The following is a 24,904-nucleotide window of genomic DNA, read 5'->3' on the forward strand; positions in this document are numbered from 1 at the left end:
TGGATCAAGCAATCGAACTTTTAGCCAAACAAACATGGAATGAACGCCTAAAAGCAGTACCAACCCCAGAGGTGAAGATGCGCTGGTTCCAAAACAAAGATACCCTGTACGGCTTCCTGGTGATTCTGCCCTCGCTGGTGCTGCTGGCAGTCTTTGTGTATGGCTTTATCTTTCAGACTTTCCATATCTCCCTCACCGACTGGGGCAAAGACCCCGCCCAGGCCCTCTCGGCCAACCCCCAGATTCGCTTCATCGGCTTTGAAAACTACCGCGAGCTGTTTACCGGCTTCATCGATGCCCGCTTCCGCCAGGATTTGTTCAACACCTTTTTCTTCACCCTGTTTTTTATCCTGGGCTGCCTGGGCGTAGGGCTGGGGCTGGCCATCGTGCTGGACCGAAGCCCCAGGGGCGAAGGGTTTTTCCGCACCATCTTTTTGTTCCCCATGTCGCTGTCGTTCATCGTCACCGGCACCATCTGGCGCTGGATGCTGCAACCGCAGGGGGGCGTCAACCAGCTACCCACCCTGGTGGGACTGCCCAAAGGCGAGTTTGCCTGGCTCACCAGCCGTGAGCAGATCTGGCAGGTTAGCTGGAACGATGTACCCTTCATCACGGCCCTGGTGGTGGGTCTGGTGCTTATATTCATCGCTGTTGGAGCCTTCCGCGGGGGTGAGCGGCGGCGGGGCTACATTGCCTCCGGCTCGGCAGCCCTGCTCTTTCTTTGGGCCTTCACGCTGGGCCGCTCTCTGCAACCCCTCCCCTACGACGAGCTTCACGGCTTCAACCTGGCCTTTATCGGCATCATCCTGGCCGCGGTCTGGCAGATGTCGGGCTACACCATGGCCCTCTACCTGGCCGGGCTGCGCGGCATCCCCGAGGAGCTGCGCGAAGCTGCCCGGGTAGACGGGGCTTCGGAGTGGCAACTCTACCAGCGCATCATCCTCCCACTGCTGGCCCCCATCACCCTTTCGGCCATGATTATCCTGGGCCACATCAGCCTGAAAATTTTCGACCTGATCTTCGCCATGGCCGGGGCCGACAATGCCCCCACCGATGTACCGGCCCTGCTGATGTACCTGACCACCTTCCGCGCCAACCAGATCGCCAAAGGCGCCGCCATCGGGATGATTCTGCTGCTCTTAGTTGCGGCGGTAATTGTGCCCTACCTGTACAGCCAGCTCAAAAGCGAGGTGCGGCGATGATTGGGCGCATCGTACAGTACGGCATTTTGTTTATCGCCACGCTGTTTTTCTTGCTGCCGGTGTATCTAGTGATTGTGACCGCCCTCAAAGAACCCGCCGCCATCACCCTCAAGGACACCTGGCGGCTACCCGAGCGCTGGTACTGGGAGAGCTTTGCCCAGGCCTGGACGGCCTTTTTACCCAAACTGCAAAACAGCTTCGTGCTGACCATCAGCGCCACCATCCTCTCGGCCTTGCTGGGCTCACTCAACGGCTACGTGCTGGCCAAGTGGCGCTTTCCTGGGGCCAACATTGTGTTCCCGCTCATGCTTTTTGGCATGTTTATCCCCTACCAGGCAGTGCTGATTCCTTTGTTCCAGTTCATCCGCGAGATTGGACTGGGAGGCTCCTTGTGGGGGCTGGTGCTGGTGCACGTGGTGTATGGGCTGCCCATCACCACCCTGATCTTCCGCAACTACTACGCCGAAATCCCCGACGAGATGATCGAGGCCGGACGCATAGACGGCGCGGGGTTCTTCGGCATCTATAGCCGCATCGTCTTCCCCCTATCGCTGCCGGGTTTTGTGGTGGTGATTATCTGGCAGTTTACACAGATTTGGAACGAGTTTTTGTTCGCCGTAACCCTGGTCAGCAGTCCCGCCAACCAGCCCATCACGGTCGCACTGGCCCAGCTCGCGGGCGGCGAGGCAGTCAAGTGGAACTTGCCCATGGCTGGCGCGTTGCTGGCGGCCCTGCCCACTTTGCTGGTGTATATCTTCCTGGGCCGCTACTTTATCCGGGGGCTTTTGGCGGGGTCGGTGAAGGGGTAGGGTTTTGGAGCTCTAACGGCTCGCGCGTAAGCCGCACGCGGAGCGAAGCGGAGCGTGTCGGCTTGACGCGCTTGTTGGGTGGCGTCTTTGACGTTGAAACCCTACCCCATCATTCCACCACCGCCTTCATCTTTGTAGGCGTACGAATCTGTCCAACCTGTACGGCCGATAATTGAGATGGCTTTTGGCGGAGAGAGCTTTTTGAAATCATTTGCTTTGGGTTTGCAAGCCGACTCGAAAATACAAACACCATCAAAAGTTCGAAGTAGATTTGATTCGTCCAAGCGTAACGCGCCTTCTTCATCGCGCGGCAACTGCTGGCTGTGAACTTGGCAGGGTAAGAGCCTTTTCACAGGTGTTAGTGTGCTGCGACACTCACGGCATAGTTTTAGCCGTGCGCCAAAATGAAAAAAGCGATGTCCTTTTTCGCAAACAAACTCAACCAGCTTGTCGTCACAGTATTCACGCCCGATTCTATAAAGTAAAAAGTCCATCATGCATGGCGCGATTGGAGCGGTTTTGGGTTCGACCGCTTTCCATTCTTCCCACACCGCGCGCCAAGCCGCTGCACTCATCGCGTCAATGTGTTCATATTGATAGCCAAAAATATCGAGAAAACTGGAAAGCAGCGGAATATCTGTCTGAAGGACGCGGGTTCGCAGCGCAAGCTTCATAGTGTTGCGGTCACTGGCAACGTCAACAACTTGCAGATTGGATAGTTCAGGCCACACGCCTAGCACCACCATATCACGGATGAACATATCCGTTTTTTTGCGTCCGTAGCCCATGCCCACATTGGCTAGAAATGCTTGTCGAATCTTCTCGGCGTCATTTCCATAATGCGCCGCGATATCGTAGGCACTTATATTGCGTTCAAGCAGAAACTCAGCAGCATGTTTGGCATAGTCCAGACGTTTGTCACTTTGAGAAAGTCGAGTCATTCCCAAGAAACTCAGGAAGCCATCAGGGTCATCGGCAATTGCGCGGGCGTCAAATTGCGTGTGGTCTTCAAGGTATTTGCCAAATTGATCTTCGGGTGGTTCGCGAAAATCCTGATTGGCAGTGAAAAACCTGACCTGTGCTACGGCTTGCTTTGAGAGACCGCGTGTATTCAGCGTGACATGGAAGATGTCCGTCCCGTACTTCAAGAAGGCATTGTGCAACGCGCGGGCGGCTATGTGTGCTTGCATTCGGTCGATTCTTGCATTGAGAATTTCGGCGTGATGAGCCTCCCAGAATTTATGAAACTCTGAGAAGTATTGATATTCTTTATCGTTGAGCGTGGTCGTCCCGATACCATCATAAGTTTGAAAGAAGTATTCATTCAGACGTTCAAGAACTCGTTGAGCTAAAGCAATTTCATCAGTAGCCGTTTCCCAGTCGCGTGGCAACGGAATTCCGATTTGCTGATTGAGATGAGAAATGAAATTACGAAAAGTCATGTCACCTCCGAAGGCGGAATTTCAGGGCTTGCGATAAATGAGCAAATACTTGTGTGCTATGCCGAGATATCCTTCTGAGGGCGGTTCGAAAGGCCGATTCTCTTCTGAAGTAGCAATAACAATTTCTCGAAGTTCCAACCCCGATTTTTGTAGGCGTTCGAATGCCAAAAGACCCATCGGTATAAGCACGCCATCTTTGCGGAAATCGCGTGTTTCTACAACGCAGAAGCCATCGCGCTCCAGGCACTGTGTTGCTTTTGCTACTGCCATCTCAAGCAAGTCAAGATACCCTTGGGAAGCAAGGTTATAGTTTGAGTGATGGTGAATGTACGCCAGTGTATGATGAGCGCCATTAGCGCGCGGCTCAACTTTTCTGTCGGGATCGATCTCCAATATTGACCCGCCTGCTTTGGCAAACCTGCCAAGAAGATTTCGACGAATCTCTGCTTGCATTTGGCGGGCAGGAAATATCCAAACGCTGGTTGTTTCTAATTGCTCTCTCTCTACTCGTTCTATAGCTTCTTCAACTTTCTGAGTTTCAATATCACTTAGCCAACTAAGTTGTCTGGTCTCCGCGATGGTTCTCGATCTGGCAGGCTTCTCAAAAACGGGGAGAAATTCATGTGCCAGCAAAAGAAAGTTGTAGCGAATGCTGTTGGAATACCAAAACCCTGTTGTCTTGCAATTATGCTGACGTTTGATGATTAACTCTCGGAGAACAAAGCCAGCATTCAGAAAAGCGCGTATGGTCAGGAAACCAATGGGCACAATGTGTTTGGACTTTCGCGAGTCGCCTATCAGGATTGCGCACTGCCGCCCTGCCTTAAGCACGCGGTAACTCTCGCGGGCTACCTTTTGCATTTCGTCTATGAATTCAGGAACACAAAGTGTAGAGAGATCGCCGTCAACCGCATTTGCGCTGTAACTAATAATGCCAGCGTATGGCGGGTGAGCACAAATCAAATCAATGGATTCGTCTTCGATAGAGGACAAGTCTCTCGCATCACCAAGTTCGATTTGGATGGGGAAGTGTCCATTGCCTGAAAACATATCTTGGGGCAATTGGAAATCAAGGTTTTCTTTCGTCAACGCTAATGCGTCTGGATTAATATCACGTGCGATACAGCGACGAGTTAGAAGCTTCGCTTCTACAGCAGTCGTTCCCCCGCCACTAAAATAGTCCAGCACGACTTCATGCGGTTGTGAATACCGCAAGATAAGATTGCGTGGAATGTATGGAGACCAGTTCCCACGATAGCGTCCGTCGTGGGTCGCCCACTTGCCCCGATTCTTGAAACTCCAAACAGTGGTTGTCTCTAGCTGAAAACCCTTTGGCTCCCATTGTGTTATCTTAGACTTTCGGCGAGTAATGGTGCTTATGTTGGTTCCGTATTCCTGGGTGATGACTCGTTCAAGATAACTGAACGAGATACCGTATTTATCACCAATTTCCACATCAGGTGTGCCATTGCGTTTGTCCGCTAGAACGGCTTTACGCAAAGTATCTTCGCCATGTTCTGATTTAATATGGCGAACAAGCGAAGTTTCGATTGCTGTATTACAAAACGGGCAAAGTTTATTCACTGCCGAGTCCTTTTATAGCCTTACAAGATAAGCCAGCGTAACAAATTCTATCACTCTTACTTTTGTGAGCATGATTGGGAAAGTCTTAGCCTGCCGATCGCAACTAGGTTTTTGAGTTTGGCGCAAGCCACCCAACTAGTATTTATACCGCGCCTGCGGTATAATCCTCTGCTTAGAGGAGTTATGCCGAAGTGGCGAATGCCGATAAACCACCAAAGCTCTATTCATTTAAAACCTCCCCTTTCCTAAACTCGGTGCGCGAGGCCATCAGGGTTCGTCATCTGGCGCGTAGCACCAAGCAGTCGTAATTGTACTACATTACCGATTTTATCTGGTTCCACAGCAAAAAGCATCCAAGAGATATGGGGGTAGAGGAAGTAAGGGCCTATTTGACTGACCTAGCAGTCAATAAAAATGTTTCAGCCTCAACGCAGAATGTCGCCCTGTCAGCCTTGCTTTTTCTGTACAAGTCGGTACTCGAGAACCCCCTACCCGAGAACATCGAGGCCATCCGGGCCAAACGGACCAAGCACTTGCCCACAGTGTTTACCAGGGAAGAGGATAAGGCCATACTGGAGCATACCGGTGGGGTTCACCATCTGGTTTTGTCGCTGCTATACGGAACCGGGATGTGCCTGATGGAGGGCTTACGCTTGCGCGTCAAGGACGTTGACTTTACCCGCAGGGAAATCACGGTGCGGGAGACTAAAGGCGACCGGGAACGCAGAACCATGTTGCCAGCTAAGCTGGTGGATGGGTTGCATAGGCAGCTCGAGCACGCCAAAGCCTTGCACGATCTCGACCTGGCTGAAAGATATGGGGAGGTAGAGGTGCCCAACGCACTGGCGCGCAAATACCCCTTGGCAGGCTTCACTAAAACAGCTTCTGGGCGGCTCGAGCCAGCTCAAAACCCCGCTTATCCCGGTTGGTGCAGCGCAGGCGGGCCGGGGTTACTTCGCAGCGGAAACCGCCCTCGCTCCAGACCTTGCCATAGGCCAGCACGGGCAAGCGGGGGTCGGCCACAGTATCGCCTACGCAAAGCCGCTGGGCTTTACCCCGTTCGCCTAGGCCAAAGGCGTTGCCCCAGTCGAGTTGGCAGTCTTTGGGTTTGGCCGGAAGGCGGGCCTGGTTTTTGAGCAGGTCGCAGCGCAGCACCGCCTCCTGGGTGAGCCGGTCGGCATAGGCAAAGCAGTGGATGTTGCCCGAAGGGGTTTTGAAGCCCCCCAGCTCAAAGTAGCCCTGGGCCAGGCCGACAGAGAGTAAAAAAGCCAGAACAATCCATCTTTTCACGTTTATCTCCGGATGCGGAAGGAGTCCAGCATGGGTTTGATCAGGGGGTCGTAGGTGGCTTTTTGCGAAAGGGGGTACTCGAGGTAGAGGGTGTAAAACACCCCGTTCTCGAGCCTCTTGTACTCGTAGATTACCGTATCGCCGTCCAGGCCCGATACCACATAGAAGTTGGGTCTGAGGGTTTTATACTTCACCAGCATCTTTTTCTGGGCCAGCTTATACAAATCGGGCAGCGTAAAAACGTTCACATCCAGCGCCCCCGAGACCACCAGGCGGGCCGCACCCCGGCGGAACTCCTGCCCGTCGCCGTTTTCGGGCGGCGGCTGGGGAACCATAAAAGCGGGTCGCTGCACACAAAAGTCAAAGCGGGCATTGCAGTAGGGCAGCCATTGGGGTGCCCCTACGGCCAGCCCGGTAAGCAACAGTACCAGCAGCCAGCGCATATCTACCTTTTTTCAGGGGCAAAGTCGCTGAAGAGGTTGGCCCAGGTTACACTGTCCACCACCCCATCGGTGCGTACCCTGACTCCGCTTGCGCTGGATAGCCGGCGCTGAAAGGCCACCACCGCAGCCTGGGTCTTGGGCCCAAAAAACCCATCGGCCTCACCCACCTCGCGGTAGCCGAGCTCGAGCAAACGTTGCTGCAGGGTGCGCACCGAAGTACCTTGCAGGCGGGGGTTTTGCAGTTGCAAAGGGCGCGAGAACAGGGGGACTTTGAGGCTTCCGCTGTAAAACATGGCTACCCAGGTGTTGGGCCCCACCGTGCCCTTGGGGTCACCCTGCACCCCTTCGATCTCCTGGAAGTTGATCACCGCCTGCCAGGTGCGGGGGCCGTAGATACGGTCGAGTTCGCCCACTTCGGGATAGCCGGCATTGAGCAGGAAGCTCTGCACGCTATAGACGTCCTCACCTTTCAATCGGCTGTTTTGTAGGCTAAGGGGGCGGGCGTAGAAGCTGGCCTGGGCCAGGGCTTGCGGAAACAGCAAAAGGCCAAGGGCGATGAGCAGAAAGGTGAGATGGTTTCGCACGGGTGCTCCTCCTGCCTGAGGTTAGCAAGTCAAAACGTAGACCCAGGTTTATTTCAGCGCAAGGTTTGATGCCCCCGCCCCACATTCGCCAAAGAGCAACCCAGGGATAATCGAACTATGCGATGGGCAATTTTGGGAGTGTTGGCTTGGAGTATGGCCCTGGCTCACTACGCCGCTCCCCTCCCCGACGAGCGAATCGCCAAGCCCGCACAGCAATTTGGCCTGCCGCTGCAAGGCCCGCCCGGCCCCAACACCTGGCTCTTGGGTCAGCTTTACGGCAACACCACCGGGGCCTACCGCCAGCGGAACAGCGGCTACCGGGCCGGACAGGGGATTCACTTTGGCCTGGACTTTTCGGCCCGCTGTGGCACGCCCGTGGTGGCCATTGGGGATGGGGTGGTGGTAGAGGTGGACGGGCCGCACGGGTCTCCACCGCACAACCTGGTCATTGACCACGGCAACGGGCTGGCCAGTCTGTACGGCCATCTGCTCGAGCGCCCCCCTTTGCGGGTGGGGGCCAGGGTACGGCGCGGGCAGGTGGTGGGCAAGGTGGGCGATTCGCAGCTAAGCTGCACCGCCGCCCCACACCTGCACCTGGAAATCCGCGACAGCTCCCACCAGCGCTTTTTTAACCCCATTCCCTATATCGCCGCCGACTGGCCGACCCTAAGCCTGGTGGGGGGGTTCTCGAGGGGCTTCCAGCGCGACCTGGACAACCCCCGCCGCTGGCAGCACCCCGACCAGCAGCCACAAGCCCGCCGGGGCGGCCCCCTGCTCAACGACTACAAGCGCCCCTGGCCATCGCTTCAGATAACCCCGACCCAGCCCAGGCTGCTTTCCGGGGGTTTTACCGGTCTGCCTGGCACGGCCCGGTTTTCCACTGTGCAGCCAGCCCGCAACCGCTCCCCCACACCCCGCCGCCTCACCTCCGGCGGCTGTTGCGTGAACCCCATCTGGGGCCCCGACTCCGCTACGGTGCTGTTCATAGATAAGCCCGAGCCAAGCGCCCCTGCCGCCTTCTATGGGGTCTCCATGGGGCAGTCCGAAAGCCCCAAACCCCTGCTTCCCATCGCTTTTTACAACCCCAGTTTTACTTACGCCCTGCTGCCCGGAGCGCCCAGCCTGGTGGAGCGCCTGTCGGATGGGCAGCGCTTTTACATCCACACCCAGGGTGGCAACGTGGCCTGGTCGCCCAGCAGCCGACAGTTGGCCTGGAACACCACCGAGCCAGTCGGCAACTTCGACCGGCGTCGCTCCGAGGTCTGGGTGGCTGCGCTGGGGAAAGCGCCTGTGCGCGTGGCAACCCTCTACGGCGGGGGCCTGACCGGCTGGCTGGACGAGAATACCCTTTTGCTCACCGGCAAACGCGCCCCAGAGGATGCCCTGCGCAACCTCGAGACCCTGCACCTCAAGAGCAGCGAACGCCGTGTACTTGCCAGTGCGTCTGCCATGCGCAGCGTCCTGCCCAGCCCCGATGGGCGCTGGGTGGCCTACTATGTGGCCTTCGACCGCCCGGAGCGCAACGGCCTGTTTGTCGTCTCTCGCGGGGGCCAAGGCCAGCGCCTGGACTGGTTTGGCTCCTACCGCTGGCGCGACGCCCGGCGCCTGGTATACATTCCGCTGCTGCTGGGCCAGCCCACCCACCGCCTCTTCGAGTACGACCTGCAAAGCCGCACCTCCCGCCTGCTGGCCGACCTGGGCACCCAGGTCTCACACGACCAGTGGCAGGTATCGCCCGACGGGCAGCGCCTGGTGTTTCTGAGCAGCCGCGACCGCAACCTGTGGGTGTTGGAGTTGCCCTAGACTTCGATCTTCGCGTAGCGGGCGTTCTCTTCGATGAACTCGCGGCGGGGTTGCACGTCCGAGCCCATCAGGTCGTCAAAAATCTGGGCCGCGTAGGAAGCATCGTGCATCTCTACTTTTTTCAAGACCCGCTTGGCGGGGTCCATGGTGGTCTCCCAGAGCTGCTCGGCGTTCATCTCGCCCAGGCCCTTGAAACGCTGGATCTCGTAGGGCTTGTCGCCGATGCTGGCCAGGGCTTTTTTGAGGGCCTCGTCGTCAAAGATGTACTCCATATGCTTGCTCTTGCCCACCCGCAGGCCATACAGGGGCGGCTGGGCCACATACAGATAGCCCTGCTCGATGATGGGGCGCATGTAGCGGTAGAAGAAGGTCAAAAGCAGGGTGCGGATGTGTGAGCCGTCCACATCGGCATCGGTCATGATGATGATCTTGTGGTAGCGCAGGTCTTCGATGTTGAAGTGGGCTTCCTCGTTGTCCTTGCCGCCAATGCCCGCGCCAATGGCCGCCACCATGGCCCGCACCTCGGCGTTTTTGAGGGCCTTGTTCAGACCGGCCTTCTCGACGTTTAGAATTTTGCCGCGCAAAGGCAGGATGGCCTGAAAACGGCGGTCGCGCCCGCTCTTGGCACTGCCGCCCGCCGAGTCACCCTCTACGATGAACAACTCAGCTTCGGCGGGGTCTTCCGACTGGCAGTCGGCCAGCTTGCCGGGCAGGTCGTCGGACTCGAGGGGGTTGGCCCGGCGCACCAGCTCGCGGGCCTTGCGGGCCGCCTCGCGGGCCTGGGCCGCCCGCTGGGCTTTTTCGTAGATGGTTTTGGCGATGCGGGGGTTTTCCTCGAGGTACTCGGAAAACTTTTCGTACACCACCTTGCTTACCGCCGTACCGGCCTCGGGGTTCAGGAGCTTGCCCTTGGTCTGACCCTCGAACTGCGGCTGAGGAATCTTGACCGAGATCACGCAGGAAAGGCCTTCCAGCAGGTCGTCGCCGGTGGGTTCTAAGTCTTTGACCAAGCCCGCTTTTTTGGCATAGGCGTTGATGGCCCGGGTGTAGGCGGTCTTGAAGCCCGAAACATGGGTACCCCCATCCACCGTGGGAATCATGTTGGCAAAGCTAACCAGGTTAACGCTGTAGCCCTTGGTATGGATCAGGCCAACCTCCACCCCCACCGAATCCACCTGGCCCTGCAGGAGCACCGGCTTGTCGTAGAGCAGTTCTTCGCCATCGGCGCGAAACCTGGCAAAAGAGGCCACCCCCCCTTTATCGAAGAAAACCTCCTCCTTTTGGTGAATCTCATCCTTAAAAACCAGCTTGAGACCGGCCACCAAAAAAGAGACTTCGCGCAAGCGCACCCGCAAGCGGCTGGATTCGAACCTCTGATCCGGGCCAAAAATCTCTGGGTCGGGCATGAAGGTGACGCGGGTGCCGCGTTTTCCCTTGGGGGCCTCACCCACCAGCTGCAAGGGCTTGGTAACTTCCCCCCGGCTGAATTCAATCAGGTAGTGCTTGCCATCGCGGAAGACCTCCACCCGGGTATACACCGATAGGGCGTTCACCACGCTGGCCCCCACCCCGTGCAACCCCCCCGAAACTTTGTAAGCGCCCTCCTCGAACTTACCCCCAGCGTGCAGTACGGTATAAATCACCTCTACTGCAGGCTTTTGCTCTTCCGGCATAATGTCTACCGGAATCCCACGTCCGTTGTCCTCAACCGTAATGGAGCCATCGGGGTGGAGGGTGGTAACGATCTCGGTGGCGAAACCGGCCAGGGCTTCGTCTACCGCGTTGTCGAGGATCTCCTTGAACAGGTGGTGGTACCCATCGGCCTGGGTGCCACCAATGTACATGGCCGGGCGGTGGCGAACCCCCTCCAGACCTTTCAGAACCTTAATTGCAGATGCGTCGTAGCTGGCAGTAACTTCAGTGCTCACTTGAACAGTATAACATATTTCGTTATTTACGTAATAAAAAGGTCGAATCTATAATTTGTCGAATAGTGCGCCCCACACAGGCAAAAGGTAGGGTTATTGGCAGGCCTCGAGCTGCAATAAATGCCCTCATGTAAGGCTTAAGGGTTCTTTTTATGCGTTCTGGACAGAGTTATATATTTTGGCTGCAGGGCGCAAGGCTGGTTCTAATTCCGATAAAGGCGAAATGGGGCCTTTGGCCTGAAGGGGCTGGGGTCAGCGCTTGACCGAGCCCACCGCGCTGATGGCGTGTTCGCTCGAGCCCGTGCTCAGGCGCAGGCGCTTGCCCAGCTCACGCCACCAGACGTAGGCGGGACTATCCAGGCGTTTGATGTGATCGAAGTCGGCTTCCTTGCGCCAGCTTTTCAGGCGCAATAAAAACAGGTTCAAAAACAGATCGCGGTACTCGGCGCTGGTGCGCTCCATATGGAAATGAAAACGCACCCCACGATGTTGCGAAAAAGAAATGATGATGGGCACACCCTCGGGGCCTTCTACCGGAATTTCCACGGTGCTGTCGGAGAAGGTCGAGGCGGTAAACTCGTATTCTTCTTGAATCATGCCCAGCTCGAGCAGAATCAGGGCGAAAGCCCGCACCTCCAGGCCGTTAATCTCGCGGTAGATGCGGTCGAAAAGATCATAGGTAGGGCTGTAGTGAAACTGCTCCCCCGGCTCCTGGGCCCACCACATCGCGTACTGGCCTTTGGGTGCGCTCAAGGAGGCCTGGATAAAAAGCCGGTCGCGGTAGGTAACTGGCTCGAGGGTTTCGGGATAGATAGCCAGCAGGTCGTCGGTGCTGTAGTAGATGGGCCGGATGCGCCCCCAGCGTTGGGCCAGCTCGTAAACCGCCACATAATGGGCAGCGGCTTTTTCGTCTGCTACGGGATAAAAAAACAGGTCGTACTCGCCATCATCGGCCCGCACCCGCAAGGGAATTTCCAACACCCCCTCGCGGGTCAGGCGCAGCACATCGGCCTCCAGCACCTGGATGCCCGATTTACGGAACAGGGTCTCTACCGTGGTGGCAAATATCAGGCGATTGGCCGCCTTGACTTCGGGCGCGCTGCTTTTGATGAGGCCCTCGAGGCAAACCCTGGGCCAGTGGGCCGGTGCATTGGTAAAAAGTTCATGCATAGCAGTTCCCCAAAAGATGCCCCTATCCAAAGCAAAGCCTAGCCTCACCTGGACAAAAACCCTGTGATATTTGAAAAGCTCGGGCGTTATGTGAAGCCCACGTTTCGTGCGGGTCAAAACCCGCTGGCTACAAAAGCTACTTCTGCTGATGCAACGGACAGTAGGCTAACGCCAATGCGCTGAACCCACAAAGGCCCCGCCGATATGAACCCCGCCTGAATCGTTCCGTTGGGGATTGTCAGAGCGCCCTGGCTTTTCGAGCTGTTGCTACCCGCGCTTCAGGCGGGGGCCCCAAAGAAAGAACAAATCAACGGCATTTCTTATGACACATTAACATCCATACCCATCGGTTCTTAAGTAAATTCTGCCTGGCATGGATATTCCGCTTCCGGTTTACATCATTGGCTTGCGCGGCTTGCTCAACCTTATGGCGCTTTTGCTGATAGGGGTTTCGCTGCTGTGGAACCTGCCTTTGCTGGTGCGAGAACCCAGCGCCCTGCAACTGCGCTTCTTTAAGCTCACCGCCGGCTTCGCGGTGGTGGCAGTGGTGGTAGAGCTGCTGGTGCGCACGCTGTTCATGGGCGGCGCGAGCTGGCTGCACGCGGTGTATGGTCTGCTGGCGGCCAGCATTTTGTGGTTCGTGAGCGGCCTGGGGCCAGGGGGCTGGTTTCGCCAAAGCCTGGAAAAAGTACCCGAGCAGGTGGGGCCTTATTTTTTCTGGGCCAGCCTGGTGGGCCTCTTATTGTGGTGGCGCTTTATCGAGACCGGGATTGCGCGGGTTCCGACACAATAGCCTGGAGGTGCTGGTGTATGTCCAGGGCAATCCGCGCCGCAGCGCCGGGCTCGCCCATGGCGGCTTTCCCGGCAGCTCTGGCCCGTTCCCGCCGCTCTTCGGAGGCAAGGAGCTCGAGCACGCCCCGGGCCAGGGCTTCGGGGTTTGGCGCGGTGAGGGTCAAGGCCTCCCCCAGCAGGCGTTTTTGCACCTCAGCAAACAGCGGGGTGTACTGCGGCCCGCGGGTGGGAAAGCCCACCAACGGCACCCCGTAGCCCGCCGCCTGCTCGGCTGCCGTCCCGCTGGTGGAGAGGGCCACCCTCGAGCCCAGCAGGGCCGACCTAAAGGCCCGCTGGGTTAGATAAACCACAGTTCCATCGGGGTGGCAAAGCTGGTGGGTAACACCCTCGCCTGAACCGGTGGCCTCGAGCTCAAAGCCCTCCAGCCGCAGCCTCTCTAGCGGCAGCCCCGCCCAGGCCACCACCGGGGTCAGGGCCGTGTCGCGCAGGCGGCGGCAGGCCTCGAGCATTAAAGGCAGGCTCTGGTAGGCATCTTCGCGCGAGCCGGGCAGCAGCAGCAGATACGGCGGGGGAAGCTCGAGCGGCCCACCGTCCAGGGCGTCCAGCATGGGGTTACCCAGGTAGCAGGCCTGGGGGACGCCTCGAGCCTTCAACCAGGCCGCCCCTTCGGGCTCGCGGGGGTAGACCCTGGCCGCTCGGCGCATCAGGAGGCGCTCGGTCACGCTGTAGGGGCGTCCTCCCACCCGCAGCGAGGAGCGGCACTGCATCAAGAAAAGCGGGCGACCCCCAAACACCGCGCCCACCCCCAAAGCGTACACATCCCCCACCACCAGCGTAGCTAGGGCCCTCTGGGCCGCCATCCGCACCGCCCGGTACTGGGCCCGGCTCATCGAGAACCAGCCAGCCCGGATATCGGCCCAGACCGCCCCCGCACTCTGCAGGGCGAACCCCCCCGAGGGCAGTTCCTTGCACGGACCCAGCGTGGGGATACCGGCCCGCCGGTAGGCCTGGCCCTGGCCCACCAGCGGCACCGCCCGAACCTCGTAGCCCAGGGCGCCTAGTTCCTTGGCCAGGGCGGCCCCGATGATGTCCTCGCCGTGGCCATTGGATATCAGAACAACCTGCTTCATGCTTGGGTAAGCCGAACCAGGCGCTCCAGCACCTCCAGCCCTGCCCCTTCATCCAGCAGTTGCTGGGCCAGCCGAACCCCCTCGGCCACGCTTTCTACCTGGCCTGCCAGGTAAAATGCTGCCCCGGCGTTCAAAGCCACCGCATCGCGCTTGGGCCCCCGCTGCTGGCCGCCCAAAATGGCCCGTGCCTCAAGCGCGTTCTCGGCTGCACTTCCGCCACCAATCGCCTGGTAGGGGGCAGGCTGCAACCCCACCTCTTCGGGCCGCAGGGTGTAGGTGCGAATCTGGCCGTCCCTCAACTCGGCCACCACATTTTCGCCCAGGGCCAGCTCGTCGATGGCCTCCAGGTGAACAGCGGCCTTGGCCGTCTGTCCCGATAGGGGATCGTCCTCCAGGTGAACAGCGGCGCCAGCCGTCTGTCCCGATAGGGGAGCGTCCGCTCGGTGAACAGCGGCGTCAGCCGTCTGTCCCGATAGGGGAGCGTCCGCAAAGCCCTCCGTCCGCACCATCCGGCCATGCACCACCAGCGCCCGGCGGCTGCCCAGGTCACGCAAGACCCGGGCAAAAGGTTCCACCAGCCCTGGGCTGCTTACCCCCACCAGGTTCAGGCTGGCAAAGGCCGGGTTGGTCAGGGGGCCCAGCAGGTTGAACACCGTACGCACCCCCAGCTCGGCCCGCACCGGGGCCACATAGCGCATGGCCGGATGGTGGCTGCGGGCAAACAAAAAGCCCAGGCCCACTGTCTCGATAGCCTCGGCCACCTTGGCCGGGGGAATATCAATGCGGATGCCCAGGGCCTCAATCAAATCGAACGAGCCGGACTTGGAGGAGGCCGCCCGGTTGCCGTGCTTGGCTACCGCCACCCCGCCCGCGGCCACCACAAAGCAGGTGGTGGTGGAGATATTAAAGGCCTCGGGGGCCACCCCTCCGGTGCCCACGATGTCCAGCAGGGGCTGGCGGCGGGTTTCCACCCGCACCGCGGCCTCGCGCATTCCGGCTGCGAAGCCGGCAATTTCCTCGGGGGTTTCGCCCCTTGTACGCAGGGCCATCAGTACCCCGGCGGTCTGCACCGGGGTCAGGTCGCCGGCCATAATCCGCTTCATCAGGGCATGGGCTTCGGCCTGGGATAAGGGCTCGGCCAGAAGGGCTTTTTTAAGTTCGTCCACGTTTCCTCCAGAGCTTTATTGAAAGAGTCTAAACCTAGAGCGGGAGCTGCCAGCCCCGCCGGAGGCCCCGCCAGAGGGCCCCCACCTTGTCGAAACGGCCCCGCAGGCTGTACTCGGCCAGCCAAAAAAGGGTGTACCCGGCCACCGCCAGCCTGGGCCAGGGGGCGTGCTTGCGAAACAGCCGCACGTTGTAGGCGGCGAAGTTTTCGTCGGCCTGCAGGCTTCCATGCCAGGAGGTGCCGCCTTTATGCCGCACCCGGGCCTGTGGGGCCACCGCCAGCAGGAACCCCGCTTTGCGCAGGCGCAGGCCGTAGTCGCAGTCCTCGCCGTACATGAAAAACCCCTCGTCCAGCAGGCCCACCTGCTCCAGCGCCCTCCGGCGCACCAGCAGGCTGGCCCCGCTGATATAGGAGAGCCGCGCTGCCTGGCGGGGGTGGGTCAGCAGGCGGATGAGCCCCCAGAAGAGCACCACCTCGCCCCCACCCCAGGCCTGTACCTGCTGGGGGTTGTCCATATCCAATAGCACCGAACCCACCGCACCGATGCGGGGGTCTTGCTCGGCCAGGCCCACCATGGCCGAGAGGGCCTCTGGCTCGGGGATGGTATCGGGGTTCAACAGCCAGACGTAGTCGGCCCCTTCGGCCAGGGCCTGGCGGAGGCCTACGTTGTTGCCGCCCGCAAAGCCCAGATTGCGCTTTAGCTCCACGATCTCTAACCCTGGATAGGCCGCCCGCAGCTGGGCCACGGCATCGTTGTCGGAGGCGTTGTCCAGCACCAGTAGGCGGTAATTGGGGTACTCGAGCCGCTCCAAGGCCTTCAGGCATAGCAGCGTATCGCGCCAGGCCCGGTAGTTGAGCACCAGGATATAGACCAGCGGTTCAGCCACCCTGGCCCTCCAACAGTCCCTGGGTATAGGCGGCCTCGAGTAAAAATCGGTAGATCGCGAAAGCCCCTGCCCCTTGCTCCCAGTCGCGCTGCTTTAGGAACGACTCGGCCCTGGCCCAGGGGTAGGCCCAGCGCTTGTAGGCCCGCGAAAGGGGGTGTACACCCGTCCAGAAGGCCACCTGCACACTGGGATGAAGGCGGTAAAACTCCCAGGCCACCCGCCCCATGCTGCGCGCCTTGGCCAGCATGGTGTCCAAATCTACTCGATCTTCATGTGCAGCGCGGGCTCCTGCCACCAGGCGTGGCCGCACCCCTTTGCGCCAGAGCCGCCAGCCCAGCTCGTGCTCCTCCCAACCATAGCCCCTAAAAGGCGCAAAGGCCTCGGCCAGCTTTAGCGGCAAAGAAAGGCTGGTGAACCAGAACCCGCCCCAGCCCAAAGGGGCGCCATCGGCCTTACCCCGCACCCCCGCTTCGGCCCTTGCGCGCCAGAAACGGGTGAAGGGGGTGTGCCCCAGGGCCTCGGGAACGTAGGTGCGGCTGACCCCGGCGGCCCCTTTGTAGCGCTGGTGCAGGCCCAGGTGGGCCCGCAAGAACCCGGCTTCGGGCACTACGTCGTCGTCGTTGAAGAGCACGTAGCGGCCCTGGGCCTGGGCCAGCCCCGCATTGCGGGCCGCCGCCAGCCCCGCATTGGGCTGGCGCAGCACCCGTAGGCGGGGGTCGCGAAACCCGGCCAGCACCTCGGGGGTGGGGTCGCTGGAGCCGTCGTCTACCACGATCAGCTCAAAGGAAACCCCCTCCTGGGCCAGAAAGGCCTGCACGGTGCGGGCCAGCAGCTGGGCCCGGTTGAAGGTGGGAATCACGACGCTGAAGGTGGGTTCCATGCTTCCGAAGCCCCCCAGGCATAGGCCAGCTCGTAATCGCCCCGTGGCCCCCAAAGGCCTTTAAAGGAAGGAAGCAGGGCCAGTTTCAAGGCCACCAGGGCCGGGTGCACCCCCAGGGCCCAGGCGATTCGGGGGTCGTTGTGTTTTTTCCACACCCGCACATGGGCCGCGCCCGCCTGGCGGGCCTTTTCCATGGCCTTGCTGCGGTAATCAAAAGCCTCGTGCAGCGCGAGTGCCTCCCGCACAAACACCAGCCGCGCCCCGGCTTTCATCAGGCGGTACCCCAGGTCGGGGTCCTCGCCGCCGTAGCTGCTGAAGCTTGGGTCGTAACCACCCACCTCGTCGAACAGGGCTTTGGGCATAGAGGTGTTGTTGCCGGTGATGTTCCACCAGAAAACCCTGGGCCCCTTCAGCTCAGCCGCCCCGCTGCCGCGCAGCTCGAGGGGCAGCTCCAGGCGTCCTACGGCCACCGTGCGCGGCTTTTGCTGCGCTTTTTGGTGCGCCTCAATCCAGCCAGGCTGGGGTATCACATCGTCGTCGGAAAAGAGCAGGATATCGCCCCTGGCGATTTCGGCCCCCCGGTTGCGGGCCCCGGCGGCACCCAGGCCCGGGGTCTGGATCAGCTCGAGCGGGTAGGGGGGTTGGTAGGTTTGCAAAAAATCTACAGTATCGTCGCTGCAGCCATCGGCCACCACAACGACCTCGAACTCACCTTGCTGTGTTTCCAGAGCGCGCAGCTTCTTTTCCAGCAAGCCGCGGCGGTTGTGGGTGGGCACAATTACCGAAATCATGCGTGCTCCCAGTCTTCCAGCCGTAGGCCAGCGATGCGGGCAAACTCACGCTGGTTGCGCGAGACCAGTACCAGATCGTGGGCCTTGGCGATGGCCGCTATCCATAGGTCGTTGGGGCCAATCGGTGCACCCTGGCGCTCGAGATCGGCCCGAATCATCCCGTACACCCCAGCCACCACCGCATCCACTCCGAAGTAGGGAATTTCGTCGCGGATAATCTCCACCCGCCGGAGGTTGGCCTCCACCCGCTGGCTCTTGCGGGCCCCGTAATATAGCTCCCCCAAGGTGATGCTGCTTATACAAATCTGGGGCTCGGCCTGGATGCGCTCGACCAAAGCAGGAACCCCTTTCAGATAGCCAATCCAGACATTGGTGTCCAGCAGGTACATCACAGCCCTTCGCGCTCCTCAAACAGCCCCTGGGGGGGTCGCTCGAGGTCGCCCTCCCAGCTTCCCGCCAAGGCCAGGAAGGCCGCCGAGCGCTGCGGCGCTACCTGGGCCTCGATCATCTCGCGCAGCAGCTCAGAGAGCTTCATACCCTTGGCCTTAGCCCGGCGCTCGAGTATCTGGTAGGTCGCTTCTTTTAGATAAGTCTGTACCTGTGGCATGCAAATAGTATATATATAAATACCATATAGTCAAAGCATCGCTAGGAAATTCCCTAGCATCTGCTTGCCCCCCTCGGTCAGCACCGACTCGGGGTGAAACTGCACCCCGTGGGTGGGGTAGCGTCGGTGGCGCAGGCCCATCACGGTACGGCCCCCAGCTTCGTCGTACCAGGCGTTGGCCTCGAGTTCCTCTGGTAAGTCTTCCACCACCAGCGAGTGGTAGCGGGTGGCGGTCAGGGGCGTGGGCAGCCCAGCGAAAACCCCGGTGCTATCGTGCGAGATGAGGCTGGTCTTACCGTGGACAATCACCTTGTGCCGCCGCACCCTGGCGCCAAAGGCTTCCCCAATGCTCTGGTGGCCCAGACAGACCCCCAGAATGGGGTACCTGGGGGCGTAGGCCCGGATCAGGGGCACCGAGAGCCCGGCCTCTTTGGGCGTACAGGGCCCTGGGCTCACCACGATGCCGTCGGGGTTGAACCCGGCGATGTCCTCGAGCCGGAACTGATCGTTGCGCCAGACCGTGACCCGGGCCCCCAGTTCGCCCAGGTACTGCACCAGGTTGTAGGTGAAGGAGTCGTAGTTATCAATCATCAGTATCCGCTTCACAGCCCCGCCTCCCGCTTTTCCATAGCCACAAACTCAGCCAGGATGGTGCGGTAAATCCGCTCGGCCATACCGGGCGAGATGCCCTGGTGCTCGGCCATGTAGCGCACCTGGTGGATAATTTGCTCCTGGCGATCTCTGGCCTCAATCTGGGCCGGGCTTTGTTTGAGCCGGGCCGCCTCCCGGGCCAGCCGAGCACGCTGGGCCAGCAGCACCACGATGCGCGCATCTATGGCACTAATCTGCTGGTTAATGGCCTCGAGGTTCATAGTCCCTCCTCGGCCAGCCGCACCGCCTTGAGCATGGCCTGGGCCTTGTTCAAGCACTCCTGGTACTCCGCGCTGGGGTTGGAGTCGTAGACCACCCCCGCTCCAGCCTGGATGTGAATCTGCTCCCTGGCAATCACAATGGTGCGTAGGGTCAGGGCCACGTCCATGTGGCCGTCATAGGCCAGGTAGCCAAAAGCGCCCCCATAGGCCCCCCGGCGGCTGGGCTCGAGCTCCTCAATAATCTCCATGGCCCGGATTTTGGGCGCCCCCGAAACCGTGCCCATAGGCAGTACCGCAGCCAGCGCATCGAGTGGGCTTTTGTCCTCGCAGAGCTCACCTTCTACCGTAGAAACAATGTGCATCACGTGGGAGTAGTTTTCCACCACCATGAGCTCTTTGGGGCGCACGCTGCCGTAGCGGCAGACCCGGCCCAGGTCGTTGCGCGAAAGATCCACCAGCATCACGTGCTCGGCCCGCTCCTTCTCATCGGCCAGGAGTTCTTCGGCCAGGGCCCTGTCTTCGGCGGCATCCCGACCCCGCCGGCGGGTTCCGGCAATGGGGCGGGTAACCACCGTGCGCCCATCGGAGCGCAGCAGGCTTTCGGGGCTGCTGGAAACCAGGGTCACTTCGCCCAGATCCAGAAAACCCATGTAGGGGCTGGGGTTAACCGAGCGCAGGGCACGGTAAATGGCGAAAGGGTGCACCCACAGCGGGGCGGAAAAGCGCAGCGAAGGCACCACCTGGAAAATATCCCCCGCCCGGATATATTCCAGCGCCCGCTCCACCATCTGTTCGTACTCGGCCTGGGACACGTTCTGGCTGAAGGTCGTGCGCCGTCCGGCCCGTTCGCCCGGTACACCCGGTAAGGGGCCTTGCAGTTTTTTCTCGGCCCAGGCGATGCGCTCCAGGGCCTGGGCCTTTTCTTCTTCCTGGGCCGGCGCCACAATGTGGAGCTGCTGTTTAAATTGGTCGAACACAATCAGCACCTCCGGCTCGACAAATAGCAGGTCGGGAATGCCCAGCAGGTCGGGCTTATGGGCCGGCAGCCGCTCGTAGTAGCGGATGAGGTCGTAGGCGGCATATCCCACCGCCCCACCCCAGAAGAGGGGCAGGTCGGGGTCGGGAGCGATGGGGCGGTGAACCGACTGGTACAGGGTACGCAGGGGATCCTGGGTGGGCAGCGGCTCACCGTCCAGGGTGAGTACCCCCTCCTTGAGCCGCCAGGTGTGCCGGGCCCCCACCCCCACAAAGCTCCAGCGGGCCCAGGCCTTGCCCCCTTCCACCGACTCCAGCAAAAAGCTGGGGGTGCTTTTCTCGGAAAGCTTCAAGTAGGCCGTGACGGGGGTCTCGAGATCGGCCAGTAGCGTTTTCTTGATGGGGATGGTGGGCTTGGCGGTGTGTGCAATGGGCATGTCTTCTCCTTTTGGCAATAAAAAGCCCCTGAGGAAAAGCCCCAGGGGGTAACGGATCGCTACCGTCCCAGGGCTATCCAGGCCACCACCAACCCTTGACGTGCGCGAACCGTAGCATCTGGTCTTAAGTCTGCGGCATGTAGGGCCAGATTGCAAGACGCTGCCCCAAAAGATACGCTGAGGTTCATGCGCTGGCTCACCTTCGACCTCGACGGCACCCTGGCCGACTGGCCTTTTCGCCGGCTGATGCGGCCTTATATGCAGGCTTTGCTAGTCCAGCCTGCTGTCCGCCAGGCCCTGCGCGAGGAGTACCTGCGGCGCCTGGCCCAGGGCGACCCCACGCGGGTCTACGACTGGGGCGATATTTACCAGGTCGTGCGGGAAAAACTGGGGCTTGCACAGGCTTTTCCCAACATTACCCAGGTGCTGGCAGAAGCCGTCCTGGAGCCGGAGGTGCTCTACCCCGATGTGCCCGCCGGGCTAGCTGCTTTGCGCCAGCAGGGCTACCATATAGCGGTAGCCACCAATGGCCTGGCCAGGTACCAGCAGGTTCTGGTAGATAAGCTCAACATCGCCTATGAGCAGATGCTGGCCCCGGATATCTCACACGCCATTAAGCCCGACCCGGCCTTCTGGAACCCCCTGCGAAGCCAGGTTCCGGAAGCCATTGTGCATGTGGGGGATTTGCTAAGCCAGGACATCTGGGGGGCCAACGCGGCGGGCCTGACGGCGGTGTGGGTCTGGCGCAACATGCCCCCGGACTGGCAGGCGACCCCGGTGCCTGAGCGCACCCAGCGCCCCGACCTCGGCACAGTAATTGCAGCCAAGCTGCAAAGTGAGCTGGAAGAGCATGGCCTGGTGGCCTCCATCCGCCCCCAGACCCCTCCCCGGCCCAACTACATCGTGGCCGACCTGGCAGAGCTGGCGGTTCTGCTTAGCGGCCAGCAAACCGCCGTATAGTCATCCCAGCACCCAGCTGGGCCTGGCAGCAAACCCTTTTGATTACTTTGACTTTGGGGAATGCCCGTCCAAAGCACCGCAGCACACCCCCCTGGCCTTATCGCACCCTTACGCGGCCTCCCATCCGGGCGCTCAAAGCCCCCTCCGATTGAATCCGGGAACCATGCCCGCTGCTACTTTCTCCTGCGTACCCGCATCGGCAGCCCCCCGTGGGCGCAGAGGGTGAAGTTGGGCTCGGGGCGGACAGGGGCCGGGCGGGCGAGCTCGAGGTCGAACTTTTGCAGTACGGTGGCCACAATCAGCTTGTACTCGAGGGTGGCGAAGCCCTGCCCAGTGCACACCCTGGGCCCCAGGCTGAAGGGGAAGTAGGCCCCGCGCGGCAGCGACTTCTCGAACTCCGGCGTCCAGCGCTCGGGCCGGAACTCGTCGGGGTGCTCGAAGAAGCGGGGGTCGCGGTGGGCGGCCCACTGGCTCATCACAATCTGGGTTTTGGGGGGAAGGCGCATACCCCCCAGCTCGAGCGCTTCTACGTTCTCGCGCCCGATGATCCAGACCGGCGGGTACAGCCGCAGGCTTTCCTTAAAGACCTGATCCAGGTATGGCAGGCGCTGCACATCCTCGAAGCCGGGTAACTTGCCCAAGCTGTCTACTTCAGCCTTGAGCCTAGCCTTGACGGCGGGGTTCTGGTCGAGCAGGTACCAGGTCCAGATCAGGGCGTTGGCGGTGGTCTCGAGGCCCGCGGTAATGACGGTGAGCACCTCGTCGCGCAGTTGTCGGTCGGATAGCTCTACACCCGGCTGGCCCTGGGCTTCCAGCAGCATCGAGAGCAGGTCGTCGCCCAGGTCGCCCCGCTCACGCCGGTAGGCAATATGGCGGCTTACCATCTCGTTCAAGGCCCGTACCACCCGAATCCCATCGCGGTTCATGGCGGGGTGCCAGTCGGGCAGGTTGAGCCAGCCATAGACCATCTGCCCCACCACCTTCTGCCCCAGCATGATGGCCCGGTGCATAATCTCGCGGTCTTCGCCCGCCTCCACATCGAACATGCACTTGGCCACCACCCGCAGCGTGAGGGCGTTCATGTCCTCGTCGATGTGGCGAATTTCGCTGTTTTGCCAGTGCGAGAGCATCTCCTGGGTAAAGCGGCTCATCACCTCGGCGTAGCCCTCGAGGCGCTTGTAGTGAAAGGCCGGGCGCATCAGGCGAACCTGCTGCTTCCAGAATTCCCCCTCGGAAAGCAAAATCCCGTTGCCCATGCCCCCGGCAAAAGCGCGGGTCATGTCGGACTTGTGGAACTCTTCAGCCCGCTCGATCAGCACCTCGCGGATCAGGTCGGGGTGGTTGAGAAAGACAATTTCCTTGCCCGAGGCAAAGCGAAAGGTGGTGATGTCGGGGCTGGTGCGGGAGAGGTGTACAAAAAAAGCCAGCGGATCCTGGCGCAGCTCGAGTTCGGTGGGGTCGAGGGTCATATCACCAAGAGTCTACCGCTTCACCGCAAAACCAAAGCGCGTTTTCTTGTTCTTGCAGTAAAAAAACCCGCCCCTTGCGGGGCGGGTCGAATCTTGGCGCAGGTTAGGCGAGTCTTCGCTTGCGCGAATGTCTGGTTCGGCTACGATGGCCGCCAGACTGGCGCCGCACGCGGCGCATGTAACTCCTTAGAAAGGAGGTGATCCAGCCGCACCTTCCGGTACAGCTACCTTGTTACGACTTAGCCCCAGTCATGAGCCTTACCCTAGGCGCCTGCCTGCGGCTCCCGGCGACTTCAGGCAAAACCCACTCCCATGGCTTGACGGGCGGTGTGTACAAGGCCCGGGAACGTATTCACCGCGGCATGGCTGATCCGCGATTACTAGCGATTCCAGCTTCATGGGGTCGAGTTGCAGACCCCAATCCGAACTGAGCCTGCTTTTATGCGATTGGCTTCCCGTTGCCGGGTCGCAGCGCTTTGTGGCAGGCATTGTAGCACGTGTGTCGCCCAGGTCGTAAGGGCCATGCGGATCAGACGTCATCCCCGCCTTCCTCCTACTTTCGTAGGCAGTCTCGCTAGAGTGCCCAGCCGAACTGATGGCAACTAGCAACAAGGGTTGCGCTCGTTGCGGGACTTAACCCAACATCTCACGACACGAGCTGACGACGACCATGCAGCACCTGTCTCACGGCTCCCTTGCGGGCACCCCCGGCTTTCACCAGGGTTCCGTGGATGTCAAGACCTGGTAAGGTTCTGCGCGTTGCTTCGAATTAAACCACATGCTCCACCGCTTGTGCGGGCCCCCGTCAATTCCTTTGAGTTTCAGTCTTGCGACCGTACTTCCCAGGTGGAGTGCTTAACGCGTTAGCTACGGCACCCAACAGATGTCGGACACCCAGCACTCATCGTTTAGGGCGTGGACTACCCGGGTATCTAATCCGGTTTGCTCCCCACGCTTTCGCGCCTCAGCGTCACAAATCGTCCAGGTAGCTGCTTTCGCTATTGGCGTTCCTTCCGGTATCTGCGCATTTCACCGCTACTCCGGAAATTCCGCTACCCTCTCCGACCGTCTAGCCTCACAGTATCCAACGCACCCCCGAAGTTGAGCTTCGGTCTTTAGCATCGGACTTGAGAGACCGCCTACACGCCCTTTACACCCAGTAAATCCGGGTAACGCTCGCACCCTCCGTATTACCGCGGCTGCTGGCACGGAGTTAGCCGGTGCTATTACCTCGGTACCGTCATTATCGTCCCGAGTTCAGAAGTTTACACCCCGAAGGGCTTCGTCCTTCAAGCGGTATCGCTCCGTCAGGCTTTCGCCCATTGCGGAAGATTCCTAACTGCTGCCTCCCGTAGGAGTGGGGTCCGTGTCTCAGTACCCCTGTGGCTGGTCGTCCTCTCAGACCAGCTACGCGTCGTCGGCTTGGTGGGCCGTTACCCCACCAACTACCTGATGCGCCGCAGGCCCATCCCAAAGCGCCGAAGCTTTAAACATCAGCCACAGCTGAGGTTCACATCCAGGATTAGCTAAGATTTCTCCTAGTTGTCCCAGACTTTGGGGTAGGTCACCTACGTGTTACTCACCCGTCCGCCACTAACTGCCGAAACAGTCCGTGCGACTTGCATGTCTTAGGCATACCGCCAGCGTTCACCCTGAGCCAGGATCAAACTCTCCAAAAATGCTC

23 protein-coding genes, 1 rRNA gene and 1 pseudogene are annotated in these 24,904 nt (G+C 60.2%); 6 read left to right on the forward strand and 19 right to left on the reverse strand.

Annotated features, from left to right (window positions below; translation table 11 throughout):
* Window positions 1-77: 77 nt before the first annotated feature.
* Window positions 78-1,202, forward strand: coding sequence for a carbohydrate ABC transporter permease (locus Q355_RS0102770; protein ID WP_027876384.1), 1,125 nt, complete (start codon window positions 78-80; stop codon window positions 1,200-1,202).
* Entirely contained in the window at window positions 1,199-2,011 is an 813-nt protein-coding gene (locus Q355_RS0102775) for a carbohydrate ABC transporter permease (protein WP_084496024.1), read from the forward strand. The genes Q355_RS0102770 and Q355_RS0102775 overlap by 4 nt, the downstream gene beginning before the upstream one ends.
* A gap of 101 nt (window positions 2,012-2,112) precedes the next feature.
* On the opposite strand, the gene Q355_RS0102780 is transcribed toward Q355_RS0102775, so the two are convergent.
* Window positions 2,113-3,453 (reverse strand): hypothetical protein, encoded by a 1,341-nt coding sequence (locus Q355_RS0102780; protein ID WP_051529275.1) that lies wholly within the window; start codon window positions 3,451-3,453, stop codon window positions 2,113-2,115.
* 21 nt (window positions 3,454-3,474) lie between these two features.
* Window positions 3,475-5,037, reverse strand: coding sequence for a TRM11 family SAM-dependent methyltransferase (locus tag Q355_RS16330; RefSeq protein ID WP_211247146.1), 1,563 nt, complete (start codon window positions 5,035-5,037; stop codon window positions 3,475-3,477).
* Window positions 5,038-5,345: 308 nt separating this feature from the next.
* Between Q355_RS16330 and Q355_RS17285 the strand changes: the two are divergent.
* A pseudogene (locus Q355_RS17285) lies at window positions 5,346-5,807 on the forward strand (phage integrase N-terminal SAM-like domain-containing protein); the annotation flags it as partial.
* Between the two features lie 103 nt (window positions 5,808-5,910).
* Here the strand turns inward: Q355_RS17285 and Q355_RS17060 are convergent.
* From Q355_RS17060 to Q355_RS16145, 3 genes are read right to left on the reverse strand one after another with little or no spacing between them, the layout of a single operon-like run.
* Window positions 5,911-6,327 (reverse strand): DUF6636 domain-containing protein, encoded by a 417-nt coding sequence (locus Q355_RS17060; protein ID WP_036258533.1) that lies wholly within the window; start codon window positions 6,325-6,327, stop codon window positions 5,911-5,913.
* Between the two features lie 2 nt (window positions 6,328-6,329).
* On the reverse strand, window positions 6,330-6,770 hold the full coding sequence (locus Q355_RS0102800) for a hypothetical protein (protein ID WP_027876389.1): 441 nt from the start codon (window positions 6,768-6,770) through the stop codon (window positions 6,330-6,332).
* Between the two features lie 2 nt (window positions 6,771-6,772).
* A complete protein-coding gene (locus Q355_RS16145; protein ID WP_027876390.1) occupies window positions 6,773-7,354 on the reverse strand; it encodes a peptidoglycan-binding domain-containing protein in 582 nt (193 codons plus the stop codon).
* A gap of 117 nt (window positions 7,355-7,471) precedes the next feature.
* Between Q355_RS16145 and Q355_RS16645 the strand changes: the two genes are divergently transcribed.
* A complete protein-coding gene (locus Q355_RS16645; protein WP_156941853.1) occupies window positions 7,472-9,157 on the forward strand; it encodes a peptidoglycan DD-metalloendopeptidase family protein in 1,686 nt (561 codons plus the stop codon).
* Here Q355_RS16645 and Q355_RS0102820 read toward each other — a convergent pair.
* Both Q355_RS0102820 and Q355_RS0102825 read right to left on the reverse strand, forming a co-directional pair.
* The gene (locus Q355_RS0102820; protein ID WP_027876391.1) at window positions 9,154-11,085 is read right to left on the reverse strand and encodes a DNA topoisomerase subunit B; all 1,932 of its coding nucleotides are present in this window, start codon (window positions 11,083-11,085) and stop codon (window positions 9,154-9,156) included. The genes Q355_RS16645 and Q355_RS0102820 overlap by 4 nt on opposite strands.
* A 252-nt stretch (window positions 11,086-11,337) precedes the next feature.
* Window positions 11,338-12,255 carry a hypothetical protein gene (locus Q355_RS0102825; RefSeq protein WP_027876392.1) on the reverse strand — a complete coding sequence of 306 codons (918 nt, stop codon included), beginning with the start codon at window positions 12,253-12,255 and terminating at the stop codon, window positions 11,338-11,340.
* Window positions 12,256-12,628: 373 nt separating this feature from the next.
* Here Q355_RS0102825 and Q355_RS0102830 point away from each other — a divergent pair, with 373 nt between their 5' ends.
* Window positions 12,629-13,048 (forward strand): hypothetical protein, encoded by a 420-nt coding sequence (locus tag Q355_RS0102830; RefSeq protein WP_027876393.1) that lies wholly within the window; start codon window positions 12,629-12,631, stop codon window positions 13,046-13,048.
* Here Q355_RS0102830 and Q355_RS0102835 read toward each other — a convergent pair.
* From Q355_RS0102835 to trpE, 10 genes are read right to left on the reverse strand one after another with little or no spacing between them, the layout of a single operon-like run.
* Entirely contained in the window at window positions 13,011-14,177 is a 1,167-nt protein-coding gene (locus tag Q355_RS0102835) for a lipid-A-disaccharide synthase-related protein (protein WP_027876394.1), read from the reverse strand. The two genes, Q355_RS0102830 and Q355_RS0102835, sit on opposite strands and share 38 nt — an antisense overlap.
* The gene (gene trpD, locus Q355_RS17065; RefSeq protein WP_027876395.1) at window positions 14,174-15,343 is read right to left on the reverse strand and encodes an anthranilate phosphoribosyltransferase; all 1,170 of its coding nucleotides are present in this window, start codon (window positions 15,341-15,343) and stop codon (window positions 14,174-14,176) included. The genes Q355_RS0102835 and trpD overlap by 4 nt, the downstream gene beginning before the upstream one ends.
* A gap of 34 nt (window positions 15,344-15,377) precedes the next feature.
* Window positions 15,378-16,229 (reverse strand): glycosyltransferase family 2 protein, encoded by an 852-nt coding sequence (locus Q355_RS0102845; protein WP_027876396.1) that lies wholly within the window; start codon window positions 16,227-16,229, stop codon window positions 15,378-15,380.
* Window positions 16,222-17,109: a glycosyltransferase family 2 protein gene (locus tag Q355_RS0102850; protein WP_027876397.1), complete on the reverse strand. Its 888-nt coding sequence runs from the start codon at window positions 17,107-17,109 to the stop codon at window positions 16,222-16,224. Before Q355_RS0102850 ends, Q355_RS0102845 begins: the two co-directional genes overlap by 8 nt.
* Window positions 17,085-17,900, reverse strand: a complete 816-nt coding sequence (locus Q355_RS0102855; protein WP_027876398.1) for a glycosyltransferase family 2 protein — start codon at window positions 17,898-17,900, stop codon at window positions 17,085-17,087. The genes Q355_RS0102850 and Q355_RS0102855 overlap by 25 nt, the downstream gene beginning before the upstream one ends.
* Window positions 17,897-18,289 carry a type II toxin-antitoxin system VapC family toxin gene (locus Q355_RS0102860; RefSeq protein WP_027876399.1) on the reverse strand — a complete coding sequence of 131 codons (393 nt, stop codon included), beginning with the start codon at window positions 18,287-18,289 and terminating at the stop codon, window positions 17,897-17,899. The genes Q355_RS0102855 and Q355_RS0102860 overlap by 4 nt, the downstream gene beginning before the upstream one ends.
* The gene (locus Q355_RS0102865; RefSeq protein WP_027876400.1) at window positions 18,289-18,507 is read right to left on the reverse strand and encodes a hypothetical protein; all 219 of its coding nucleotides are present in this window, start codon (window positions 18,505-18,507) and stop codon (window positions 18,289-18,291) included. Before Q355_RS0102865 ends, Q355_RS0102860 begins: the two co-directional genes overlap by 1 nt.
* Before the next feature lie 30 nt (window positions 18,508-18,537).
* Window positions 18,538-19,098 carry an anthranilate synthase component II gene (locus Q355_RS0102870; protein WP_036258534.1) on the reverse strand — a complete coding sequence of 187 codons (561 nt, stop codon included), beginning with the start codon at window positions 19,096-19,098 and terminating at the stop codon, window positions 18,538-18,540.
* 11 nt (window positions 19,099-19,109) lie between these two features.
* Window positions 19,110-19,379 (reverse strand): chorismate mutase, encoded by a 270-nt coding sequence (locus Q355_RS0102875; RefSeq protein ID WP_027876402.1) that lies wholly within the window; start codon window positions 19,377-19,379, stop codon window positions 19,110-19,112.
* Entirely contained in the window at window positions 19,376-20,791 is a 1,416-nt protein-coding gene (trpE, locus tag Q355_RS0102880; RefSeq protein WP_027876403.1) for an anthranilate synthase component I, read from the reverse strand. The genes Q355_RS0102875 and trpE overlap by 4 nt, the downstream gene beginning before the upstream one ends.
* 186 nt (window positions 20,792-20,977) lie before the next feature.
* Between trpE and Q355_RS0102885 the strand changes: the two genes are divergently transcribed.
* Window positions 20,978-21,751 carry an HAD family hydrolase gene (locus tag Q355_RS0102885; RefSeq protein WP_027876404.1) on the forward strand — a complete coding sequence of 258 codons (774 nt, stop codon included), beginning with the start codon at window positions 20,978-20,980 and terminating at the stop codon, window positions 21,749-21,751.
* Between the two features lie 173 nt (window positions 21,752-21,924).
* Here Q355_RS0102885 and Q355_RS0102890 read toward each other — a convergent pair whose 3' ends face one another.
* Both Q355_RS0102890 and Q355_RS0102895 read right to left on the reverse strand, forming a co-directional pair.
* A complete protein-coding gene (locus tag Q355_RS0102890; protein ID WP_027876405.1) occupies window positions 21,925-23,220 on the reverse strand; it encodes a cytochrome P450 in 1,296 nt (431 codons plus the stop codon).
* A gap of 190 nt (window positions 23,221-23,410) precedes the next feature.
* Window positions 23,411-24,899: ribosomal RNA gene (locus tag Q355_RS0102895) — 16S ribosomal RNA — on the reverse strand.
* Window positions 24,900-24,904: the final 5 nt, after the last annotated feature.

Source organism: Meiothermus cerbereus DSM 11376 (assembly GCF_000620065.1).
Lineage (GTDB): Bacteria > Deinococcota > Deinococci > Deinococcales > Thermaceae > Meiothermus > Meiothermus cerbereus.